Origin of the sequence: Nostoc sp. FACHB-888 (assembly GCF_014696655.1) — a bacterium.
In the GTDB taxonomy this organism is placed as follows: Bacteria; Cyanobacteriota; Cyanobacteriia; order Cyanobacteriales; family Nostocaceae; genus Nostoc.
The window spans coordinates 222,370-242,408 of the sequence record NZ_JACJQM010000002.1; the positions used below are offsets into that span (position 1 = coordinate 222,370).

The window sequence follows — 20,039 nt, forward strand, 5'->3', positions numbered from 1 at the left end:
AAGAATATACTACGATACTAAATTTAGGGTTCGGAACTCTGTTTATCTTCAAAACGTCTAACAATGCGAGAAAGTTCCGCCTTTTCATCGATATTAACGCGAGTAGGAGCACCGCTGATAATCCGTTCGTAGTTTCGGAAAGAATCTTTGATATCGGGGCCATCCGCAGTGATATTATACTCTCTAATGCCCTTATCATGCCAAGACCCGCGCATTTTAAATACGTTAATTGCCCGCGACATTTCTCCACGAATTTCTACGTACTGTAACATCAGAATTGTATCGGTGATCGTGGAAATATGAGAGTCAGTAATCGAATGCGCTCCTAGAAATTGGTCAGTTGTGTTGGTAAAGAAACCAGTAATTTCTTCTTGTTTAGCATAACCCGTCACACCAATTACAAACTGCCGAAATGCGTTATTGCTCACTCCTCTAGCTAATGCTGATAGGGAGTCAATGGCGATACGAGCTGGTTTGAAGATAGCAATTTCTGATTTTATAATTTGTAAGTGGTCTTCTAAACCAGTTGATTCGGGATAGGTACAAATTATTTTGAGTAAACCTTGATCTTCTAACTCTTCAAAATCAATTCCCCAAGAGGAAGCATTACGAGATAGTTGGGCGCGTGATTCTTCGTAAGCAAATAATATTGCCTGTTCTCCATTGAGGCAGCCATCTTGAATAAACTTACTTACTAACAGGGTTTTACCAGTACCTGTGGCCCCTGTTGCCAAAATAATCGAATCTTTAAAGAAACCACCACCACACATTTCATCTAAGATTTTGACACCAGAAGATACCCTGACATTAGAAGAACGTTGAGTCAAGCGCATTGCTCCCAATGGGAATATGTTAATACCTTCATTAGTAATCGTGAAAGGATACTCGCCTTTCATATGAGTTGTGCCACGCAACTTGAGAATTTCACTTGTACGACGGCGGCGTTCTCCTTCTAAAACGTTGCGAACGATTACTACATTATCGGAAACAAATTCTTCCACTCCGAAAGAGGCAACGGGGCCATATTCTTCGCTACGTTCAGTTGTGATAATAGTTGTGACATTCAGTAGTTTTAGACGTGCTACTAGGCGGAAAATCTCGCGCCTGACTACTCCCATCGCTTCATATTGCTGAAATACTGCTGTTATTGAGTCGATTGAAACTCGTTTAGCTTTGTATTTGCGAATAGCATATTGTAATCGCTCAATTAGTGCAGATAAGTCAAAATTACCAACGATATCCTGACCTTCAGGATCGGGAGATGCATCGAGAATAAATAACTTACCTTCCTCGATTAGGCGTGGCAGGTTCCACCCAAAAACATGAGCATTTTTAATAATATCACTGGGTGATTCTTCAAAAGTAACAAATACTCCTGCTTCGTCAAAGTAGGTAATACCGTTATAGAGAAACTGAAGAGAGAATAAAGTTTTGCCTGTACCTGAAGTGCCGCTAATCAAAGTAGTTCTACCAACTGGTAAACCACCATGACTAATATCGTCAAACCCCTCAATCATCGTGCGAATTTTTTCTACACCCCTAATTTTCGGTGTGTTTTTTGATGTTAATTGCTCGGTTTCACTCATTGCTTGATAACAAAAGGGTAATAAAGACTGTTTTTTATTAAATTTTAGACTCTATTTTTTCTAGACTATTTATAAAAATAGCTTCCCTACACAGTTAAAACTTATTTTATAAATGGTCTTTTGCATCATTAATTATTTTACTCTTCAAAATCTCCTTCACTTAGTTCTTCATAGAGCAAATCTAATCCAATCAATACTCTTTCCCTATCTGAAAGATCCCCGATAATTTTGCGAACGGGTGGAGGCAAAATTTTAGATAATGTTGGTGTTGCCAATATTTTATCTTCTTCTGCCAGTTGCGGACTTTTCAGTACATCAATTACTTTTAAAGCATAAACACCTTTAAACTCCTGTTCTAAAATATTTTTGAGTGTTTTTAATGCCCGAACTGAATTAGGAGTATTACCTGCTACGTAAAGCTTGAGAACGTAGGTTTTTCTGGCTTTATTCATACACTTACAAGCTAGTAATGAGAATAGAAATACAATATTTGTTCGCACATTGTGAGTAACCGAAGAGGCAGAGTAGCAGGAGAGAAAGCTTCTGAAATTTCCCTGCATTCAAGGGTTTCAGAGCAAATAAACTGATTTACGCTCAAAAATAAAATATTTATTTCGGGTCTTGGCACGAGAAGAAATACGTCCATATTTGAGAGCAGCTACGTTTATTTATGGTGTTTTCCCCTAGCTCCAAGTTTTGTGCCTTTTTCCCTCTTTTTTGACTAATAGAGGTAGCTTGTTCCAAGTTGAACATCTATAAGTTTAATTTATTTATAAATCGAACTCCTATAGAGTTCACACAGGTGAGCTAGGATATCTATCAACGTTAGACGGTAATCAAGTAACGTTTCATTGCTCCTTCCTTCTAATTTTAGCTGTTTAGAAAATTCTTCGATTACCTCCATGTGAATTTCGATGATTTGGGGCACAGGAATATTACCATAAAATATAGTATTGATAAATTTATCAATTTTTTCTTTGAGCGTTTTATCTGTGGTAAAATAATCTATAAGAATCAAGCTGTAATCTAATTTGAGTTGTCTTAATAATCCTTGCCTTTCTGATGGAGTCATCTCCTGAAAATGCTGTTGACTTTTTTGGGTGTTACTGGCGAACAGGTAGATGTACTTGTCAGTACATGCCTTATTTGGATTTTGTTGCAGCCAATTTGGTAAATAGTTGATTTTTCCAGAGGTAGTTGCAGCAGCAGGTAAATAGCAAAATTGGGCAATAATCCTGTCAATAAGTTTCCACGCCCACGTGCTCAAACTTTTTTGGTTGTTTAAGCCTACTGGATTATTTAAAGATTTATTAACATCAGGTTGCAGAATCAATATCGGTAATAACATTTATTCTTGAATCTATCTCCTTGATCGCCCTGACCAAGAAACGTGTGCTGATAAGTTTGGCTAACGCTTCTAAGGGAATACTAGATGTGCAGTAAACTGGTGATTCCACCCCAAAATAACGCTCTATGTTTAGTAGATAGTGCTAGCCACTCAACAACCTAGTCCAGCAACTGAGTAATAAGACTTAGTAGGTTTTTGATGATGGGGTATCTGTCGCCATAGCAAGACCCAGTAGATAATTGATTATTTACATATCTATCTATTTGTATAGATAGATTTCTTTCTTTTGCTCCTTGATAAGATACTTAAACGAACTTAAAGGATTGTCCTATTCTAAATCATTATAATTCCTCAAGGTTCTAAAGCGATTCTTTGGGGCCATAATTGTTTTAGCTGTCGCTATCGATGAGGAGTTTAAATACCAGTAAGACACTGGGGAGGTTAGTTGCTAGAAATGAGAAACGTCGCCTCGTGAAAAATGCACTCGTCCGCAAGCAAGTGTCCGTGAGGGGAAATCCCGTTGTTTTAATGGCGTTGAAATAACCAGAGTTGCTTATATGAGTCTTCTTAGAGGATATGACTTCAGGCGAAAAGACCATCAACAGTTGGCAGATGGAAATGCCGGAGGGTTCCACAGGAAGAATGACCCCCAAAGCCCTATGTTAATGCTAGATTACCCGCTTTATAACTTTCAGGCAACCGTACCTAGCTGCCCCCAAACAAGTTCTCTGGCAGTGGTGTTAGAGATTTTTGAGCAAGAGCAGTGCGATCGCTTGGTAGTAGTGAATCAACACCACTGCCCCATAGGATTGCTGTATTCTGCCCGTTTAATCCAAAAATTATTAACACATAGTGACGATAAAAATCTAAATTTACACCAATCACTCTCTACCTGGGGTCAAGGTCTAATTGAGCCAATACAGACAATATCAGCTTCTGAGCGTGTAGAGCAATTAAGCTTGCACTTGCGTTATCCACAAGTCGAAAAACACCAGAAATTAGATTGGGCGCTGATTGACTCTGAGGGTCAATATTTAGGGCTGCTGGATAGTTCACGCCTGTTGCGATTGTTGGCTAAGGAACGCATGGCTGGGTCACTAAGTTCAGCCGGGCAGAGATCATCTGGTGAGCATCGCCATGAGTATAATGCTGGTGTACAGCCGCCAGAACCTAAATCATTGGGACACCAGCCGTTGGTACAGTTGCTAGAAAGACTGCCTTGGCCTTTGATGTTGCAAACGAGTAGTGGCGAGGTGGTAGCACGAAATCCCGCCTGGTGGCAGCAATTAGGAGCCTTGAAAGATCCAGAAGGAGTTAGGCAACAGGTGGAGGCAATTCTTGCCCCTAAGCTCTCCGAAAAATCAGAATATGTTAGCCAACGAGCAATCAAGGTTTATCCCAATGGTGGGGAAAATGAGCATGGTAGTGAACAAGAACTGACCCAGCAAGAAGCATCACTAGATGCTGTATACAGTCGGTGCTATTTGGATAGCCAAGTAGGTACTTGTACTTGCGTTGTCGAAGTGCAAAATGGTCAGGAGCGAATCTGGCAGTTTACCAAAATTCCATTAGACAGTCCTGAGTTTCAAGCCATGAGTGCTGGAAATAAGGCTGCACTGAGCGATGATTTGTGGTTGGTCTTAGCGACTGATGTCACTGAACAACAGCAGCTTTGCAAAGAATTAGCAGCAAAAAATGCTGATTTAATTCAACTCAATCGGCTCAAAGATGAGTTTTTAGCTTGTATTAGTCATGAACTCAAAACTCCCCTAACTGCCGTTTTAGGACTATCGCGCTTGCTCGTGGATCAGCAGTTGGGAGAACTTAACGAGCGTCAAGCGCGTTATGCGGGACTGATTCATCAAAGTGGTCGCCACCTGATGAGTGTGGTTAATGACATTTTAGATTTGACCCGGATGGAAACGGGACAAATGGATTTAACGCTGACGCCAGTAAAAATTAGTGCTGTGTGCGATCGCGCCCTATCAGAAGCCAAAGCCATCCACACTCAAACTCCTAAAACAACATCCCAAACTCAACAAAATGCTCGTTCATCTGCTCCCGAATTCTGCCTTTCAATTGAACTAGGTTTAGACCAGATAGTGGCAGATGAATTGCGCTTACGTCAGATGCTAGTACACCTACTTTCTAATGCCTTTAAATTCACCGAAATATCTGGCGAAATCGGGCTGCGGGTGAGCCGTTGGGAAGGATGGATTGCCTTTACGGTTTGGGATACAGGCATTGGTATTCCTGAACATCAGCAACACTTAATCTTTCAAAAATTCCAACAACTGGAAAATCCCCTCACCCGCCAATTTGAAGGCACTGGTTTGGGGCTGGTATTAACTCGGGCCCTGGCCCGTCTCCACGGAGGAGATGTCAGCTTCTTATCTCGTGAAGGAAAAGGTAGCCAGTTTACCCTACTTCTGCCACCCAGTCCCCCAAAAACAGGCTTTTCTGAACCAGATATGGGCATCAGAGAAGAGGAAGAGACACGATACCAACAGACACGAGAAAACCCCGCAGCAGCTCGTCAGCAGGTTAATACATCCACACAACATCATCCCGCGAGTTCGCAACGGTTGGTTTTAGTAGTCGAGGCAGTAGCCCGATATATTGAAGACTTGACCGAACAACTCAAAGGTTTAGGATATCGGGTAGTGATTGCGCGATCGGGGACAGAAGCAGTCGAAAAAGCTCGGCGCTTGCAACCAATCGCGATATTTTTGAATCCGTTGCTACCCTTGCTATCAGGCTGGGATGTGCTGACTTTACTGAAATCTGACACCGCAACCCGTCATATATCTGTAATTGTGACCGCAACGGGAGCAGAAAAGGAGCAAGCATTTGCTAACCGAGCCGATGGTTTCTTAAGTTTGCCAGTAGAGCATCAGGTCTTAGCACCAGTTTTAGAAAAATTATGTACTGCACAAGCCGTTTTGCAGCAAGGGTTAGACAATAGCGCAATTACCCGGACTAAAACCCCACTGCGAATTCTCAGGTTGGTGAATCCCCAATTGGAATCGGTCAATCCCCACCCCTCACTTCGAGAACACCGAGTGATTGAAGTAGATGACTTAGATCAAGCAGAACTTTTGGCGCGGGTATGGCAATTTGATGTCATTTTGCTGGATGTCGAAAGTACCACCGCCCAAATTTATCTGCAACAACTAATTCAGCACACACGTTTGGCGGCTCTACCACTTGTTACTTGTGATGTTGCTACTACGCTAATAGCTTCTAAAATACCAGGGTTATCTGTATTTCCTTACTTAACACCATTTACCAAAGACAATAACAATCGTACCGAGAAAACAGATGCCTTATTATCAGTACTGGAAATTGCTTCTGGTATTTGCTGCCCTCCTAACATCTTGGTAGTGGATTTGACAATGCTGCGTGATTTACCACAGGTAAGACGCAAGCAAGTTAAGGGTTATCGAACAGCAAAAAATTGCTCAATTAGTAGTGAAACTGCTGAACGGGGATCTGAGTGGTTCCAAGCTTTAATTCAGTACCTACAAACAGCAGGCTTCAAAGCAGCGATGAGTCCCTGTTGGGCAGAAGTGTTACAACAAATTCGCCACCAAAGCGTTGACTTACTGCTAATTTGTTTAGGAGAATCCGCTATCCATAAAGACGTGCTAAAAGCACTGAAAACATTGGGAAATTCGCCCGATAAATTACCACCAATTTTGGTACTGAATCAGCGATTAAATCGTCTAGAAACCAGTTTCCAACCTGGGGTAGTTTACAAGGAAATTGACAAGCAGAAGAAGAATGGTTTGGAATCTATAGAAACTATTGTTGGTGCGATCGCTACCCAAATATTACCGCGATCAATATCAATGGAAGACCTATTAAACCAGATCAATGATGCTTTAGCTGTCAACGGTTACAATGACAAATGTTAATCAGGTCATTAGTCATTTGTCCTACCCTGCGGGAAGCCCTTCGGGTTCAGCAGTCGCTCATGGGGGAAACCCCCAAGACCGCGCTGCTTCACCGCAGAAGCGTCTATGTCTTTTGTGAATAACCAATGACCAATGACCAATGACTAATGACTATTTATGATATGTCTATCTTTTGATTTTTCTTTTTCTTAAAAGGAACTCGAACCAAGCTATAAGCGCCCTTGGTCGATAAACTCTTGTAATCATCTGGCTGTAAGTCCATTTGTAAAAACTTTTTCTGTTCAGCCAATAGCAGCAGTGATGGAGGTTGTAATCCCTTAGCAGCTTGGTTTTGAATATGCTCTATAGCCTCTTGGGGAAATCTTAAATAATTTACGTGAATGCGGCTGTAAAATACCACACTAGGCTTTTTGAAGCCAAGCATGATCAATTCTTCATTTGGTTGTTTTGCTTCTAAAATGACCGCAGACAATTCTCTTAAGGGTAATTGACGTTCTCGATCGATAAAGAACGAAGCAGGAGTTAAGACAAAAATTAAAAACGCCACAAACCCGATTAAATTAATACCGATAATGTAGTTCCATCGCTGGCTTAGTAATAAACCCCCAACTGAAATGGCACAAATCAGCCACATGAGGCCGGCTATTACTGGTAAACCAGATTGTTGAATTAGTTCGTGGAAGTTACTTATAGCTGGATCAGTACCTAAAATGTGGGTTATGTTAAACAGTGCTGTTGCCAGAACTGATAAAAACATTACATTCACCCAACCACTAACTCTCAGAAAAGAGGGGGAGACGGGAGGAGTGCTAGAGGCAGAGACAAGGGGAGACGAGGAAACAGGAATTTGCCTCGCCTGTATATCCTGGAAAAAGTCGCTCCAAAATAGGGCTACTAGGATGGCTGCTGCTGGCATTAAAGGCAATACATAGCTTGGGAGTTTGGTAACAGCAATGCTGAAAAAACCAAAGATGCTAGCAAACCAGAACCAGGCGAATAAACCGAACTGCTGAAAACGTTCAAGGGATCGCCAGTGCGATCGCTGCCAAAACTTTAGTCTTACTATAGAAATTGGTAAATATACTGAGTATGGTGCAAACCCCAGCAGCACCACTAAAAAGTAAAAATACCAAGGTGCTGAGTGACCATTAACTACTTCTGTAAAGCGTTCCAGGTTGTGATAACCAAAAAAGGCATTAATATAATTCCAGCCATTGCGCCAAATTACTAAAGCAAACCACGGCACTGATAAACCTAAAATTATCAGCATACCCACGAGAAGGCGCATTTCCCGCAATACCTCTCGAAACTTCCCTACGTAAAGCAAAAATGCGGCAACAATTAGCCCTGGTAAAACAATTCCCACTGGCCCTTTACTCAAAATTGCGCCAGCAATCAGCACATAAAAAGCTAAATACCACTTATTAGGGAATAGGGCAGAAGAGGCAGAGGGACAGGGGGCAGGGGGCAGAGGAGAGGAATTTTCCCCCTGCTCCCTGCTCCCTGCTCCCTGCTTCCTACTCTCTACTCCCTTCCCTGCGTACCCTAGAAAGAAACATAACAAAGCTGATGCGATACATCCGGTGAGCAGCATATCAGAGACACCAATTCTCGCCCAAATAATAGTTTCGGGATTGAGTGCCATGAGCGCTGCTGCTATAAAAGATGTTTTGTAGCGGCGAGTAGGACGTGAAACTTGTTCTAATTCGTCTTGTCTAGCGAAATACCACTGTACGGTATAAAAACCTAAACAAACTAAGGCGAATGCTGCGATCGCAGAAGGAAGTCGTACTGCCCACTCATTCACCCCAATAATTGCATAAGCGATCGCTTGACACCAGTAAATTAAAGCAGGTTTATCGAAACGAGTGTCACCATTGAAAAATGGGGTAATCCAATCACCTGTGACGAACATCTGGCGCGAAGCTTCGGCAAACAACGGCTCTGTCTCATCAATTAAGCCAGTGTTGCCCAAATTCCACCCAAAAGCTATCCAGCCAATCACTATCAACCACAAAATCGACACAGTTACACCAAGGGCTGGATTCTTTGCTATTTTGTTGAACCACTGATCAACAGTGTGCTTAACACTCAATTTCATGCTCATTAGTCAATAGTCAACAATCACTAATCAATAATCAATAGTCGTTAGTTATCTATCTTTTGTTCTTACAAGGCTCAAACTCAACAATTCTCTCTCATATTATGTTCGTTTAATTACTAGAGCTTACGCATTGACAAAAAGCATTATTTATGAGCTTTATATAATGCCATCACTATTAAGATTACCAAAAATATGCTCACGTACAACTAAAGTGAACAGATTCCGTTGTACTTCATACCAAAAGAATAACGAAACGCCTACGCTGTATTCATTTTGACTTTTGACTTCCACCTTGCGTTACTAGTATCTTAGGGTTTTGTGGTTGAGCCAGAAATTAAAAAGCTAATAAAAGAATTGCATAGCCGAGCGCACCCAATGCAAACGCCCAAAAGCGGCTTTCTCGCTGTTCTGGTAGCTCTTCCTTAAGTACATTCAGTACAATACCTCCGGCTAAAAAGGCGAAGAGAACTGCGACGGCCGCCTGATGAATTACCGTGCCAATACCAATTGCCCAACCAACAATTATCGCAGCTACTAACAACCACCTTCCAATCCGGTCGTATGCTTGTTTGTGGTTTTCGCGCAAACCATTATCGTTAACTACAAAATGCAATCCCATCGCAAACGAAAAGAACAATAAACTCTTGATACTTGATTCTTCTCGATGTACTAGCAAGTAACCAATTAAAGCGTTATAAACAGCAAAAGAAGCAATATGTATCCAAAAAACTCCTGAAGAGGTAATATCTCCCTTGCCTGTTTTTTGATTGTGTTGACGCGACTTGTTGGCAAATCGCTCTAAGCCATAAAACACCCCTAAACCTAAAAGTGCCACCAAATAGACGTGATGCTCTAAAAAAGCAAGCCTAATATCCAAACTGCTTTGGAGTGTTACTTGGGCTTTACTTAATTCTGGCAAAACATGGACGAACACATAAGCGACAGATACCCCACTGCCAAATGAGAGCCAACGACTACGCAGTTTAGTATTGAGGAATTGTAGTTTACCTGAAAATAAATGTACGATGACTAAGGCGATTGCACATATTGCAGTGATCATGCTTTTTCTTATACCAAATTTGAAATAACTTTCTCACTAAACACTTCGAGAAATTGCTCCTGCTCCCAGTTAACGTTACGTAAAATCAGTCTAGTGAAATATTCCCACACTTAGCTTCTGTAAGTGCGGGGCAATTTTTTACATTCAAAGTTAATTTAAGATAGGTTGTGATCACCTATGGTGGGGCGTAGCCCATCGCCAATTGTTAGGGAATGGCAAGATATTAAATTGACACTCCCCCACTAAGCTTACGTTGTGGTGGGAGATTCGTGTTTCTAAAAAACACGCTTTTTGGTACAAGTACTTAGATAGATCAATCCTTATTCATATCTAGACAAAAATTTAATTTTCAGGGAGTTTGTTCACTGTCAGATAAATAATTTATATATTTAAATACAGAGATATATTCTTATCTCTGTATTAATAGCACTAGCTTTAGTGCCGGATGTGGTGTGCTAAAAGTTGTTGCACTCTCGGCTTGAATCCTGTAAGTAGATTAATTAAAGCTTTTTGCTCACTTTCAGCTATACATACGCGGTTCCATTGAACAAGTTGCTCTAAGCAACTTGTCTTGCTGATAGTAGCTGAATTTACCTAAATATGGACTATGGACTCAGCACTAATTGCCATTCTCTGTTTTGGTAATTCCATTTAGGTAATTGAGTTTCGCCGACAACATAGGGGCCCCAGTAACGACGGGAACCATCTTGTGCAAAAGCAATTAAAATATCTCCCTTCTCCAGTTTTAAATTATTTTTAGGTAGGGATAGAATTAGTCCTTTGTCACTACCTTCTTGGGGAGCAAAATCCCAATGTGCCGGTACATCATAGTTAGCTTGTTTAGTACCAGAGCCTTTTGCTACCGACTGTCGCGCCAGTAGGGCCAACCGTACAGGCTGATTTGTTTGATTGCTCATTCGTAAAGTTCCTTGATCTTTAGCAATGCTTGCTGATTTATCACGCTCTGCCAAGACAGGATAAGTGTTCTCTTTAATGCTATGGTCTACTTGATTAGTTGGGGTAGTTGTTGGAGTAGATAGACTAGCGGAAATACCTTTTTCAGGTGAAACGGGTGTAGAGGAAGTGGTTTCCCACTGAGTAGTTTCAGCTGGTAGTTGTGAAGATGTATCTGGGTTTGTGGACTCAAAGGATACGCTCACTCCAAAGTATGCCACTAGAGCAACAAGCAGTCCCAAGCAAGAAGCTGTAACACCAAGGTTACGATATAACGAAGATTTCATATTGATAGTTATTAGAAATAAATATTTTGTCTAGGCTTGACCAAATAGTAGCCTATTATCACAAAAAGCAATCATAGAAAGTAGCTTAATATAGACTTTCCTACAATTGGGGATACCAATGTATTACAAGTATCATTTTGATTAGAAAATATTTGGAAGAAATTATGTCTTTGATATTTGACGAACAAGGGGTACAGACACCCATTGCTTTTTGTCTTGACGCTAGACTTGGATAAAAACAAGAAAATTAGATGCCGAGCTAGCCAATTCATTTGGATAAAAAAATAAAACTTTCCTGAAACCGCTAACGGACTCAACAAGGCGTACTTTGCCAAACTTTAGATAAATCTAAGTACTATATTTTATCTCCTACTATTAAAAGCCACCTTACAAGAATGTTTGGAAAGCCTTTGAAGATTATCGTAAATCCACGCCAGTTCGCACAATGGGAAGGTAGCACGGTGAATCCAGGCAAAGAAGACGAGTTTCCCGTTGGCTCTTCCTGAACCACCCCAAGCAACTGCCTACCCTTAAAAAAGGGATATTTGAGTCACTTTCCCACTTTTTAAGCCTAGCTTCGCGGGATCAAACTAAATATTTATAGTTTCCAAACATTCTCCAAGAAACTGTACTTCCCTGAAGATGATAAAATTGGCAAATTTAAATAAACACTGGAAGTCCAGTATATATTTACAATATTAACAAACAACCTGATGATAAAACCAGTATCCTCCTTAATATAAGAGATGTTTTAAGATATCTTGACTTTTCCCCAGAAGCCCTTGTAATGCAAAACACTCGTCTCAATAACTTATTCGATGCCATTGCTACACGCTTGGGGCAATGGTTTTTAAATCCTTGGCGGCGGTTATCGTTGCTGATCATGAGTTTTTTGTTCGGTTTTTTTCTGGCAAACGTAATGTCCACTACAGCTGGTCAACGGGCAGAATTAGATATTTTTGTCGCTGGTTTTTTAGTAGTATTAACGGAAGTGACTAGTAGAATATTTTACAGCCAGACCTTTTTCGCCAAGCGATCGCTCTTCGTAGAATCACTAAATCTGCTCAAAGTTGGTTTCATCTACGGCCTGTTTCTCGAAGCCTTTAAGCTGGGTTCGTGAGAAGAGGCAGGGGAAAAAGGAGGAGTAAATTATGAGTTGGTGGCTGGGCGAAATTTTAGTAAACGATGAGCTGGGGGAAACTTGGCAGCAGCAAGCAAAAGAAGCAGCATTGGCAGATAGGTTAAGGGCAAAAGCTTTTGGGATCACGCCGGATAATGTTGATGAAGTAATCGAAAGGCGATCGCATTTACTAAAATCTGTCTTCCCAGCTTTTAGCCAATTTTGTCAAACTACCCTCCAAATCGAACCCAAGGAAATGTTACAAGTATTGTGGGACTTGTGGCTTCCTTTGGGAATCAAGCTAGCATCGCACCGCCAACAGTTAGAACGCCCCCTGATTCAGGGAATATTGGGAGGACAAGGCACTGGTAAAACCACAATGTCCAAGGTTCTCAGCTTGATTCTGAATCAGTTGGGATACCGGAGTGTGAGTTTGTCTTTAGATGACTTATATAAAACTTACAGCGATCGCTTGGTTTTAACACAACAAGATCCCCGCTTGATTTGGCGCGGCCCACCAGGAACCCACGATGTAGATTTAGGTTTAAATGTACTAGATCGAATCCGCCAGTTGCAAAGTTCGGTGATGGTTCCCCGTTTTGATAAATCTGCTTTTGGAGGTGCTGGCGATCGCACCACTCCAGAAATGGTAACAGGTGTAGATATTGTACTATTTGAAGGTTGGTTTGTGGGTGTGCGGCCAATTAACGCAGATGTATTTGATACTGCACCACCGCCAATTCTCACAGATGAAGATAGAGCATTTGCCCGTGATATGAATCTTCGCCTCCACAATTATCTACCACTGTGGGAACGCTTAGACAGCTTAATTGTGCTATATCCCACCGATTACCGTTGTTCCTTGGAGTGGCGCAAACAGGCGGAACAGCAGATGATTGCTGCGGGTAAATCGGGGATGAGCAATGCAGAGATAGAGCAATTTGTCAATTATTTTTGGCGATCGCTTCACCCGGAATTATTCATCAAACCGTTGGTAAAAGATGCAACAGTGGTTGATTTAGTAATTGAGATTCATACCGATCATAGCTTTGGTGCAGTGTATTGCGGATTAATTCGTAATTCTTAACTTCTAACTCTTAACTTTTAACTCTTAACTCTTAACTCCTAACAAATTCTGGGGATTTAACTCCCCCACTTTGTCATCGGCAAGTTTTACGACTCTTGTCTTTATCCCCCGTTGCAAAACTTAATTACGAATTACGAATTACGAATTATTTTAACGGCTATGGATTTGACTCTGATTTAGAAGCGTTACTAAATAACCAAAACAGAAGATTCACAACTGTAGCAGCCCCAAAAGAGAACAGCGCAATAATTGCATCACGAGGTAAAACGCCATCTAACCAGCTACCCTGGATTCTGGAAACGGGAAAATCTTGATCTAGACCGATTCGCTCGTTCCTTCGGAATTAGCCGCAGCAATAATCCATTTACTTTCGCGGTCTTTAAGTTGGATTTTTAACGACTTTGACTGATTAAGTTGGGAAAATTCACTTTCAAACTTGCCTGTGAAAGTTAAGATTTGAATACCTTCACTTTCTAATTGTTTGATGCCACTAATATTTTCTATAAACCGTTTGGGTTGCTGTCCATTATAAATAAAGCTCATTTCTTGAGAAATGATATTACCTTCAAATGTAGGAGTACCAGGTGCGATCGCAGCAAGTGTGACAAGAGTCAAAAAGCCTTGTTGAAATAGCTGTTCAATATTGTTTTGAGCAACTACAAACTGGGGTGTTGTAGCCAGAGATAGAGTTAAAAATAAAATAGTAAATATACGGTTGTGCATAATCATGCTAATACCTTCTCAGATTCTATCAGGACTTACCCGAAAATCGCTAAGAACTGGATGAGCCTTTGAAACACAGTCGTGAATGAGTCTTTGATACTCGTGAACAAGTCTTTGAACTCCATCGATGAACCTCAGAGCTTCGCCGATGAACCTCAAAGCTTTGTAAATGAACCTCAGAGCTTCGTCGATAAACCTCAAAGCTTCGTGAATGAACCTCAAAGCTTCGTGAATAAACCTCAAAGCTTCGTGAATAAACCTCAAAGCTTCGCCGATGAACCTCAAAGCTTCGTGAATGAACCTCAAAGCTTCGTCGTTGAACCTCAGAGCTTTGTGAATGAGTCTTTGATACTCGTGAACACGGTTTGCAGTTGAGTTAAATATAAACCTAACCCCCAGCCCCTTCCCTATCTCTCATAAGGGGAGTTACGGTGTACACACAAGTCATCGAATTACCCAAAACAAAAACCTCACCCTGTCCTGACGGACATCCCTCTCCTTACCAAAGCTACGCTGTACACACATCTTTATACAAAACCAAAGTCTTGTAGATCCTCCTAAATCCTCCGATAAATTGGAGGACTTTGAAAGGCTTTTGCCCCCCTTTTTAAGGGGGGTTGGGGGGATCAAAACCTGTGGCGTAACTCTAGAAGACTTGTGTGTACACCGTAGCCTTCGTAAGGAGAGGGACAGCTTTTGCGTAGCATAAGCAGGGTGAGGTTTTTTTGAGCTATTTCGATAAACCGTAAATTGCGTCCAGAGAAACTTGTATGTACACCGTAGCTCCTTTTAGGAGAGAGGTTAAAGTTTATTACATATAATAGCGATCGCTTAAATAATCCTTAGAGGATGTTTGAAAAGTCTGACAACTTATAAAAAAGCTCTCTCGGCATCTTTAACTACGCTTTTAAAGCTGACAAATTGCTTTTAAAACTTGTAGCAACTGGCTTGAACGCTCTCTTTCCATTAAGTTTAATTCTGGTAACAGGTAATAAATAGAAGGATTTCCTTGCTCGATATAGACAAACTGATAACTTCTCCCATTAGTTGTTAATCCCCAAACTGATTTTTGATTATCTAAATTTTTATAAGAGTATGTGAGTAGCTGAGATAAACCAGTTGATATATCAATCTGACTATTTTTAGATTCAATTAACAGTACCCAAAAATATATTTGAGGTTTTGTATGTTTAGCTTTACTAATAGCTAAAATATCAAATCTTCCTTTAATTTTTATATCTTCATCTTCAACTTCAATATCAGCAATATTTTCCTCCAAAAGAATCTCGATAGGATAGCGATAAAAACCAGCTAATCTTAATAAAGGAGCAACTGCAAGAAACTTTACCTGACCTTCAGAAACTTTCCCTGCTGTAAGATATCTATCAAAGTCATTTCTAATTTCCAGAAGTTCCTGCTCTTGTGCTTCCGTGAGAGGTTCCAGAGATAAGTAGTTAGAAAATGAGTCACTATACTGTTTTTGGAAGCCAAACAGACGATGAACTTCTTCTAAAGATAAATTACGAGCGTTGAGAATTGTCATATATTTTTGCTTGATTAAGGTGAAACCCAATGCAAATTATATAAAACCTATCTTAATCCCAATACTGTTCAGTTAGTGATGTTTGACCTCGGAAGATCCCCCCAACCCTCCTTAAAAAGGGGGGCTTAGTTCCCTCCTTTTTAAGGAGGGTTAGGGAGGATCAAGCCTTAACTGAATTGTATTGATCTTAACCCTTGTTTGACTGATCAACTTCCTTAACACTCTTTTACTAGTATGAATAAATAAAATATTTGTAGGTTGGGTTGTAGCTTGCTTCCCCGTAAAGGTACAAAGTGAAACCCAACAAAATCAAGGATTTTGTTGGGTTACTACCCTTAGAACTTGCGTAGTTTATGAAACAAGCCTTCTTTTAACTTCCTCAGCCAAATCTACTAATAGCACCTCTACCTGCTCACCTGTTTTCAAATCTTTGAGCGAAGACTTTTGCGCTGCTGCTTCTTCAGAACCAATAATTACACAAAATTGAATTCCCTGTTTATCTGCTAGCTGAAATTGTTTACCCAAGGGGCGCTTATCAAAGTTAGTGATGACATTAATTCCAGCCTGACGCAGATGTTGCGAAACTTTTAAATAAGTTGGCATTAAATCTTCTTGCATATTCACTACCATCACCTGGGCTGGTGTAGCAGCTAACGTACTAAGAATACCAGCTTTTAACAACCGACTTATTAAGCGAGTTAAGCCGATAGAAATGCCTACACCAGGCATTTTCTCACCTAAAAATACCCCAACTAATTCTTCATATCTACCGCCAGAACAGATACTACCTAAAGCTTCATGTCCTAATAAGGTTGTTTCATAAACTGTACCAGTATAGTAATCAAGTCCACGGGCAATGGATAAATCAATACAGAAACGATTTTCGGCAACTCCGAGATTACGCACGCCTGTAATTACCGTTTCTAATTCGCTAACTCCCAGGCTTAATTGCTCGGTTTCTGGCAGGTTTTGGGCGAGATGCTTAAGCTTATCTAATACTTCATCAACGGAACCATCAATTTTAATAAAATCAATAATTTTTTGAGTCTGTTCTCCTGAAACTCCCTCTTTCTCTAATTCTTGTTTTACTTTACTTTCACCAATTTTTTCTAAATTATCAACAATACCAATACACGATTTAATTTTGTCTTCGGTAATTCCTACTGACTTAAAAAAGCCTGTAAGAACTTTGCGATTATTGATGCGAATCAGAAAATCACCAATATTTATTGCTTCAAATATCTCAGTGATAATTGCAGGCATCTGAGCATCATAGAGCAAGCTGAGTTCACGACGAGCAACTACATCAATATCACACTGACGAAACTGCCGAAAACGCCCATCTTTTGCTCGTTCACCACGAAAAACTACATCCATTTGGTAGCGGGCAAAGGGAAAGGTTAATTCATTCAGGTGACGGGCAATATACGCTGCTAAAGGAACTGTTTGATCAAACTTTAAAGCTCTTGCTTCTGAACCAGTTTCGCCTGATTTATCTCTCTCGGCTTGGCGATTTGGTGGTAGGATAGGGTCAATACCGTAAATGATATTATCGCCTTGATTTCCTTTAGCTTGCAGTACTTCTAAACGTTCTACAGCAGGTGTTTCAATGGGCGTAAATCCATAGCTTTCAAAAACTCTACGGATGATACCTAGCAAATATAATTCTAGACGTTTTTCACTAGGCAGAAATTCTGGGAAACCACTAGGAGTAGAAAAGTTTATTTTGTCACCTTTTGCCATGCGTGTACCTTACTAAGTTGAAATTTGAGATGAAAGCCTAACGACTGGAAGTCGTGGCTACATAAACAAAGTCCGCCTGCGCGGACTGGAGAATGATGATTGATGATCTTTGAGAACAGAAATTACTATCTTACCCGTTCTTCTTGAATTAGGGTGCGTTGAAAAATTTTGTTGTTCTTAAACCAATGCCAAGTGCGGGCACGATTGTTATTGTCAGGGCTAATATAGATCATTTCGTATAAACTCATCTCTGGGTTTGTTTTATAACTAAACCACAAAATCACAATTGAATTATCGGCTTCCCAAGCTTTACCTTGGATGCGATCGGTGTCAAACCAGAGTTTATTATCTTTATAGCTTCCTGCAAATTCATGTTCTTCTTGTTTACCATTAGACCATTTGTAGCGATTGATTTGATAGTAGGGATGAGGCCCATTTTCTGGAAATTGACAAGTTAAATGAGACTCATGACTATCGAGAATTTTTCCTGTTGTATCAATTAATGTATAAGTTCCTACCCAATCTCCTTCATGACGAGCAAGCACGGGCATTCCTTCTCGAATATTAAACATTGCAATTCACCTTTTATTGTTCTAACATTTGGAAAAATTGAGTAAAGTAATCGGGAAAGGTTTTCGCTGTACAACCAGGGTCTTTTATTACAATGCCTGGAACCTTTAAGCCAGTGACAGCAAATGCCAGTCTTCACTAAATAAGGCATTTTCTAAAATCGAGTCACCTTGCGCTAAGGCCGCGACGAGTATGTCCGATTGGTAATACTTTTAGAACCAGGAATCTCTACCGTGGCATCTACTGAGCGATTTAGAACAGAGATTGTAATGGTATCCACTTTTAACCTCTGTGCAGGTAGTCAGCTACAACTTAATTATGTTCGCATATTATGAGTGGGGAAGGTTGTTAAAAATGGCTTTAATCATCGCTGGCATAACTTAACGCGAAGCATAACGAATTCTGTTTGTAGCACTTGCCCGTCAGTTTTTCAGGAAAAACTCAAGGTTGAAAGCGAAAGTGTTGGAGCGATGTCTACTACAGGCTACGCCTACTTACTTGGGCAATGGTTTCAAAATCGCGATCTTAGAACTTGATGCAAAGCATAACAAATTCGGTTTTTCTTCCAAGCGATGCCTGCGGCGGGCTACGCCTACGCATTTATCGTCGGCTTCTAATGTTCTTCTGTATCCACACCAATATCTTTCGTCAGCCCCGCCGCCTGCGATCGCCAGTTGACAGTTTTATTGTCCACGCCCTGGTTTGCAATCTGCAAAACCCAATGCCTCTGTGTCAAGAAAATTTGCAATTGCCATCTCAATAACTGCTTCAATTGGATATTCAATATAGACGGTTTCGCTCACAGCACTTTCTAAATTTTATCTGCCCCTCATCCTACAGCATTTAAACTTTATTTTAAGGGTTTGCGCGGGATCGACGAGCGCACTTAAGGTTGAAAGCGAAGGTGTTGGAGCGGTCTTACTTGGGCAATGGTTTCAAAGTCGCGATCGTTGTGAATCAGAAGCAAATTATTTTCCAGAGCAGTTTGAGCAATGCAGCAATCGATTGGGCTGCGAACGGTAAGCCCTTGGCGGCGCAAGTCATAGTAAATACGGGCAGCCGCTTGCCAAGAATCAATCGAAGGTTCAATATAATTTTGTGTTTCGAGGTAGGTTGAGAGGAGAGTCCATTCTTGCTCGTTCAGGCTACCTTGAAGCAATTCAAGCTGAGTGAATCGGGTGAGTAAAACTTCTCGATTAGCAATCAAAGTTTCAATCTGCTGGCGAACTTGACCGTTGCGATTGCGGAAGACGACTATCCAAACTGATGTATCAATCAGCAGCATGACGAGTCTCGCGCAGAGTTTTGTGGTCAAAGTCTGGGGTAAACTGAATTTGTCCAGCGAGGTCGAAAAGGTTTTTCTTGCGGTGTGATGTTCCAGAAGAGTCACTTCGTGAACGCACAAGTTCTTGCAGAGCAAAATTTACTAGTTCTTCTTGAGTAGTGAAGTTGGTGAGTTGTAAGGCTTCGTTAAGGAGAGATTCATCAAGGTTAAGGGTAATTTGCATAAAATGGGTATAAGTTGAAGTAGATATGATTATTTTCTTTATATTTTAACCATTAATCGTTGTCATGATTTTAAGTGCTTTCATTGCTACTCCAAGATATACGGCTTTTATTTTTGCTAGCAAATCGCCATCCCGAATTTTTTTAAGATCCTTTTCAAAGCTTTTCCTAAACTCGACTTTCAGACTTTCGGCTCTAAAAGTTGAAAGATGGACTCACGACTAACCAGTTCACTTGTTTCACCTTCAGCGATCGCTTGCTCCATTGCCACGTCTTCAATAATTTCTGCCAGAAATTCAGAAACTTCTTTTCGATATTCTAAAGACATGGGAAGTGCCAAATTGAAGCATTGATGCGATCGCATTTTCTCAAGAGTGCGATGCCTGCGGCGGGCTACGCCTACGCAAAGCAATGAGCATCATTCACCGTAGTATAGCGACGAAGCTCATTGGAGGCAGATAACTCTATCCACTGCATTTAATTTGTTATGC

General features: G+C 40.7%; 18 protein-coding genes. 4 read left to right on the forward strand and 14 right to left on the reverse strand.

Features of this window, described 5'->3' with window-relative positions:
• Positions 1-23: 23 nt before the first annotated feature.
• The 3 genes from kaiC to H6G26_RS02340 all read right to left on the reverse strand — a co-directional run bounded on the left by kaiC (position 24) and on the right by H6G26_RS02340 (position 2,934).
• Entirely contained in the window at positions 24-1,586 is a 1,563-nt protein-coding gene (gene kaiC / locus H6G26_RS02330; protein ID WP_190727727.1) for a circadian clock protein KaiC, read from the reverse strand.
• 137 nt (positions 1,587-1,723) lie between these two features.
• Positions 1,724-2,038: a circadian clock protein KaiB gene (gene kaiB, locus H6G26_RS02335; RefSeq protein WP_190727728.1), complete on the reverse strand. Its 315-nt coding sequence runs from the start codon at positions 2,036-2,038 to the stop codon at positions 1,724-1,726.
• Between the two features lie 314 nt (positions 2,039-2,352).
• Positions 2,353-2,934 (reverse strand): KaiA family protein, encoded by a 582-nt coding sequence (locus H6G26_RS02340; RefSeq protein WP_190727729.1) that lies wholly within the window; start codon positions 2,932-2,934, stop codon positions 2,353-2,355.
• A gap of 659 nt (positions 2,935-3,593) precedes the next feature.
• Here H6G26_RS02340 and H6G26_RS02345 point away from each other — a divergent pair.
• Positions 3,594-6,851: a hybrid sensor histidine kinase/response regulator gene (locus tag H6G26_RS02345; RefSeq protein ID WP_190727788.1), complete on the forward strand. Its 3,258-nt coding sequence runs from the start codon at positions 3,594-3,596 to the stop codon at positions 6,849-6,851.
• A 154-nt stretch (positions 6,852-7,005) separates the two neighbouring features.
• Here the strand turns inward: H6G26_RS02345 and H6G26_RS02350 are convergent, their stop codons facing one another.
• The 3 genes from H6G26_RS02350 to H6G26_RS02360 form a co-directional block, all read right to left on the reverse strand.
• Entirely contained in the window at positions 7,006-8,958 is a 1,953-nt protein-coding gene (locus tag H6G26_RS02350) for a glycosyltransferase family 39 protein (RefSeq protein WP_190727730.1), read from the reverse strand.
• A 331-nt stretch (positions 8,959-9,289) separates the two neighbouring features.
• The gene (locus tag H6G26_RS02355) at positions 9,290-10,015 is read right to left on the reverse strand and encodes a hypothetical protein (protein WP_190727731.1); all 726 of its coding nucleotides are present in this window, start codon (positions 10,013-10,015) and stop codon (positions 9,290-9,292) included.
• Positions 10,016-10,620: 605 nt separating this feature from the next.
• Positions 10,621-11,256: a hypothetical protein gene (locus H6G26_RS02360; protein WP_190727732.1), complete on the reverse strand. Its 636-nt coding sequence runs from the start codon at positions 11,254-11,256 to the stop codon at positions 10,621-10,623.
• A 787-nt stretch (positions 11,257-12,043) separates the two neighbouring features.
• On the opposite strand from H6G26_RS02360, the gene H6G26_RS02365 reads away from it, so the two are divergent.
• Together H6G26_RS02365 and H6G26_RS02370 are read left to right on the forward strand one after the other, a co-directional pair.
• Positions 12,044-12,376 (forward strand): DUF565 domain-containing protein, encoded by a 333-nt coding sequence (locus tag H6G26_RS02365; RefSeq protein WP_190727733.1) that lies wholly within the window; start codon positions 12,044-12,046, stop codon positions 12,374-12,376.
• A 31-nt stretch (positions 12,377-12,407) separates the two neighbouring features.
• Positions 12,408-13,463, forward strand: a complete 1,056-nt coding sequence (locus H6G26_RS02370; RefSeq protein WP_190727734.1) for a glycerate kinase — start codon at positions 12,408-12,410, stop codon at positions 13,461-13,463.
• Positions 13,464-13,778: 315 nt separating this feature from the next.
• Here the strand turns inward: H6G26_RS02370 and H6G26_RS02375 are convergent, their stop codons facing one another.
• From H6G26_RS02375 to H6G26_RS02395, 5 genes are all read right to left on the reverse strand, one after another.
• Complete coding sequence (locus H6G26_RS02375) at positions 13,779-14,192, reverse strand: hypothetical protein (RefSeq protein ID WP_190727735.1); 414 nt, start codon at positions 14,190-14,192, stop codon at positions 13,779-13,781.
• Positions 14,193-14,204: 12 nt separating this feature from the next.
• Positions 14,205-14,492, reverse strand: a complete 288-nt coding sequence (locus tag H6G26_RS02380; protein WP_190727736.1) for a hypothetical protein — start codon at positions 14,490-14,492, stop codon at positions 14,205-14,207.
• A 601-nt stretch (positions 14,493-15,093) separates the two neighbouring features.
• Entirely contained in the window at positions 15,094-15,729 is a 636-nt protein-coding gene (locus tag H6G26_RS02385) for a restriction endonuclease subunit R (RefSeq protein WP_190727737.1), read from the reverse strand.
• Positions 15,730-16,080: 351 nt separating this feature from the next.
• Positions 16,081-17,472, reverse strand: a complete 1,392-nt coding sequence (gene hisS / locus H6G26_RS02390; RefSeq protein ID WP_190727738.1) for a histidine--tRNA ligase — start codon at positions 17,470-17,472, stop codon at positions 16,081-16,083.
• A gap of 125 nt (positions 17,473-17,597) precedes the next feature.
• A complete protein-coding gene (locus tag H6G26_RS02395; RefSeq protein WP_190727739.1) occupies positions 17,598-18,044 on the reverse strand; it encodes a DUF3598 family protein in 447 nt (148 codons plus the stop codon).
• 445 nt (positions 18,045-18,489) lie between these two features.
• On the opposite strand from H6G26_RS02395, the gene H6G26_RS44185 reads away from it, so the two are divergent.
• Positions 18,490-18,720: a hypothetical protein gene (locus tag H6G26_RS44185; protein WP_347242420.1), complete on the forward strand. Its 231-nt coding sequence runs from the start codon at positions 18,490-18,492 to the stop codon at positions 18,718-18,720.
• Between the two features lie 208 nt (positions 18,721-18,928).
• Here the strand turns inward: H6G26_RS44185 and H6G26_RS02405 are convergent, their stop codons facing one another.
• The 3 genes from H6G26_RS02405 to H6G26_RS02415 all read right to left on the reverse strand — a co-directional run bounded on the left by H6G26_RS02405 (position 18,929) and on the right by H6G26_RS02415 (position 19,960).
• Positions 18,929-19,327: a PIN domain nuclease gene (locus H6G26_RS02405; RefSeq protein WP_190727740.1), complete on the reverse strand. Its 399-nt coding sequence runs from the start codon at positions 19,325-19,327 to the stop codon at positions 18,929-18,931.
• A complete protein-coding gene (locus tag H6G26_RS02410; RefSeq protein ID WP_190727741.1) occupies positions 19,314-19,550 on the reverse strand; it encodes a type II toxin-antitoxin system VapB family antitoxin in 237 nt (78 codons plus the stop codon). Before H6G26_RS02410 ends, H6G26_RS02405 begins: the two co-directional genes overlap by 14 nt.
• Positions 19,551-19,729: 179 nt before the next feature.
• Positions 19,730-19,960: a hypothetical protein gene (locus H6G26_RS02415; protein ID WP_190727796.1), complete on the reverse strand. Its 231-nt coding sequence runs from the start codon at positions 19,958-19,960 to the stop codon at positions 19,730-19,732.
• Between the last annotated feature and the right edge of the window lie 79 nt (positions 19,961-20,039).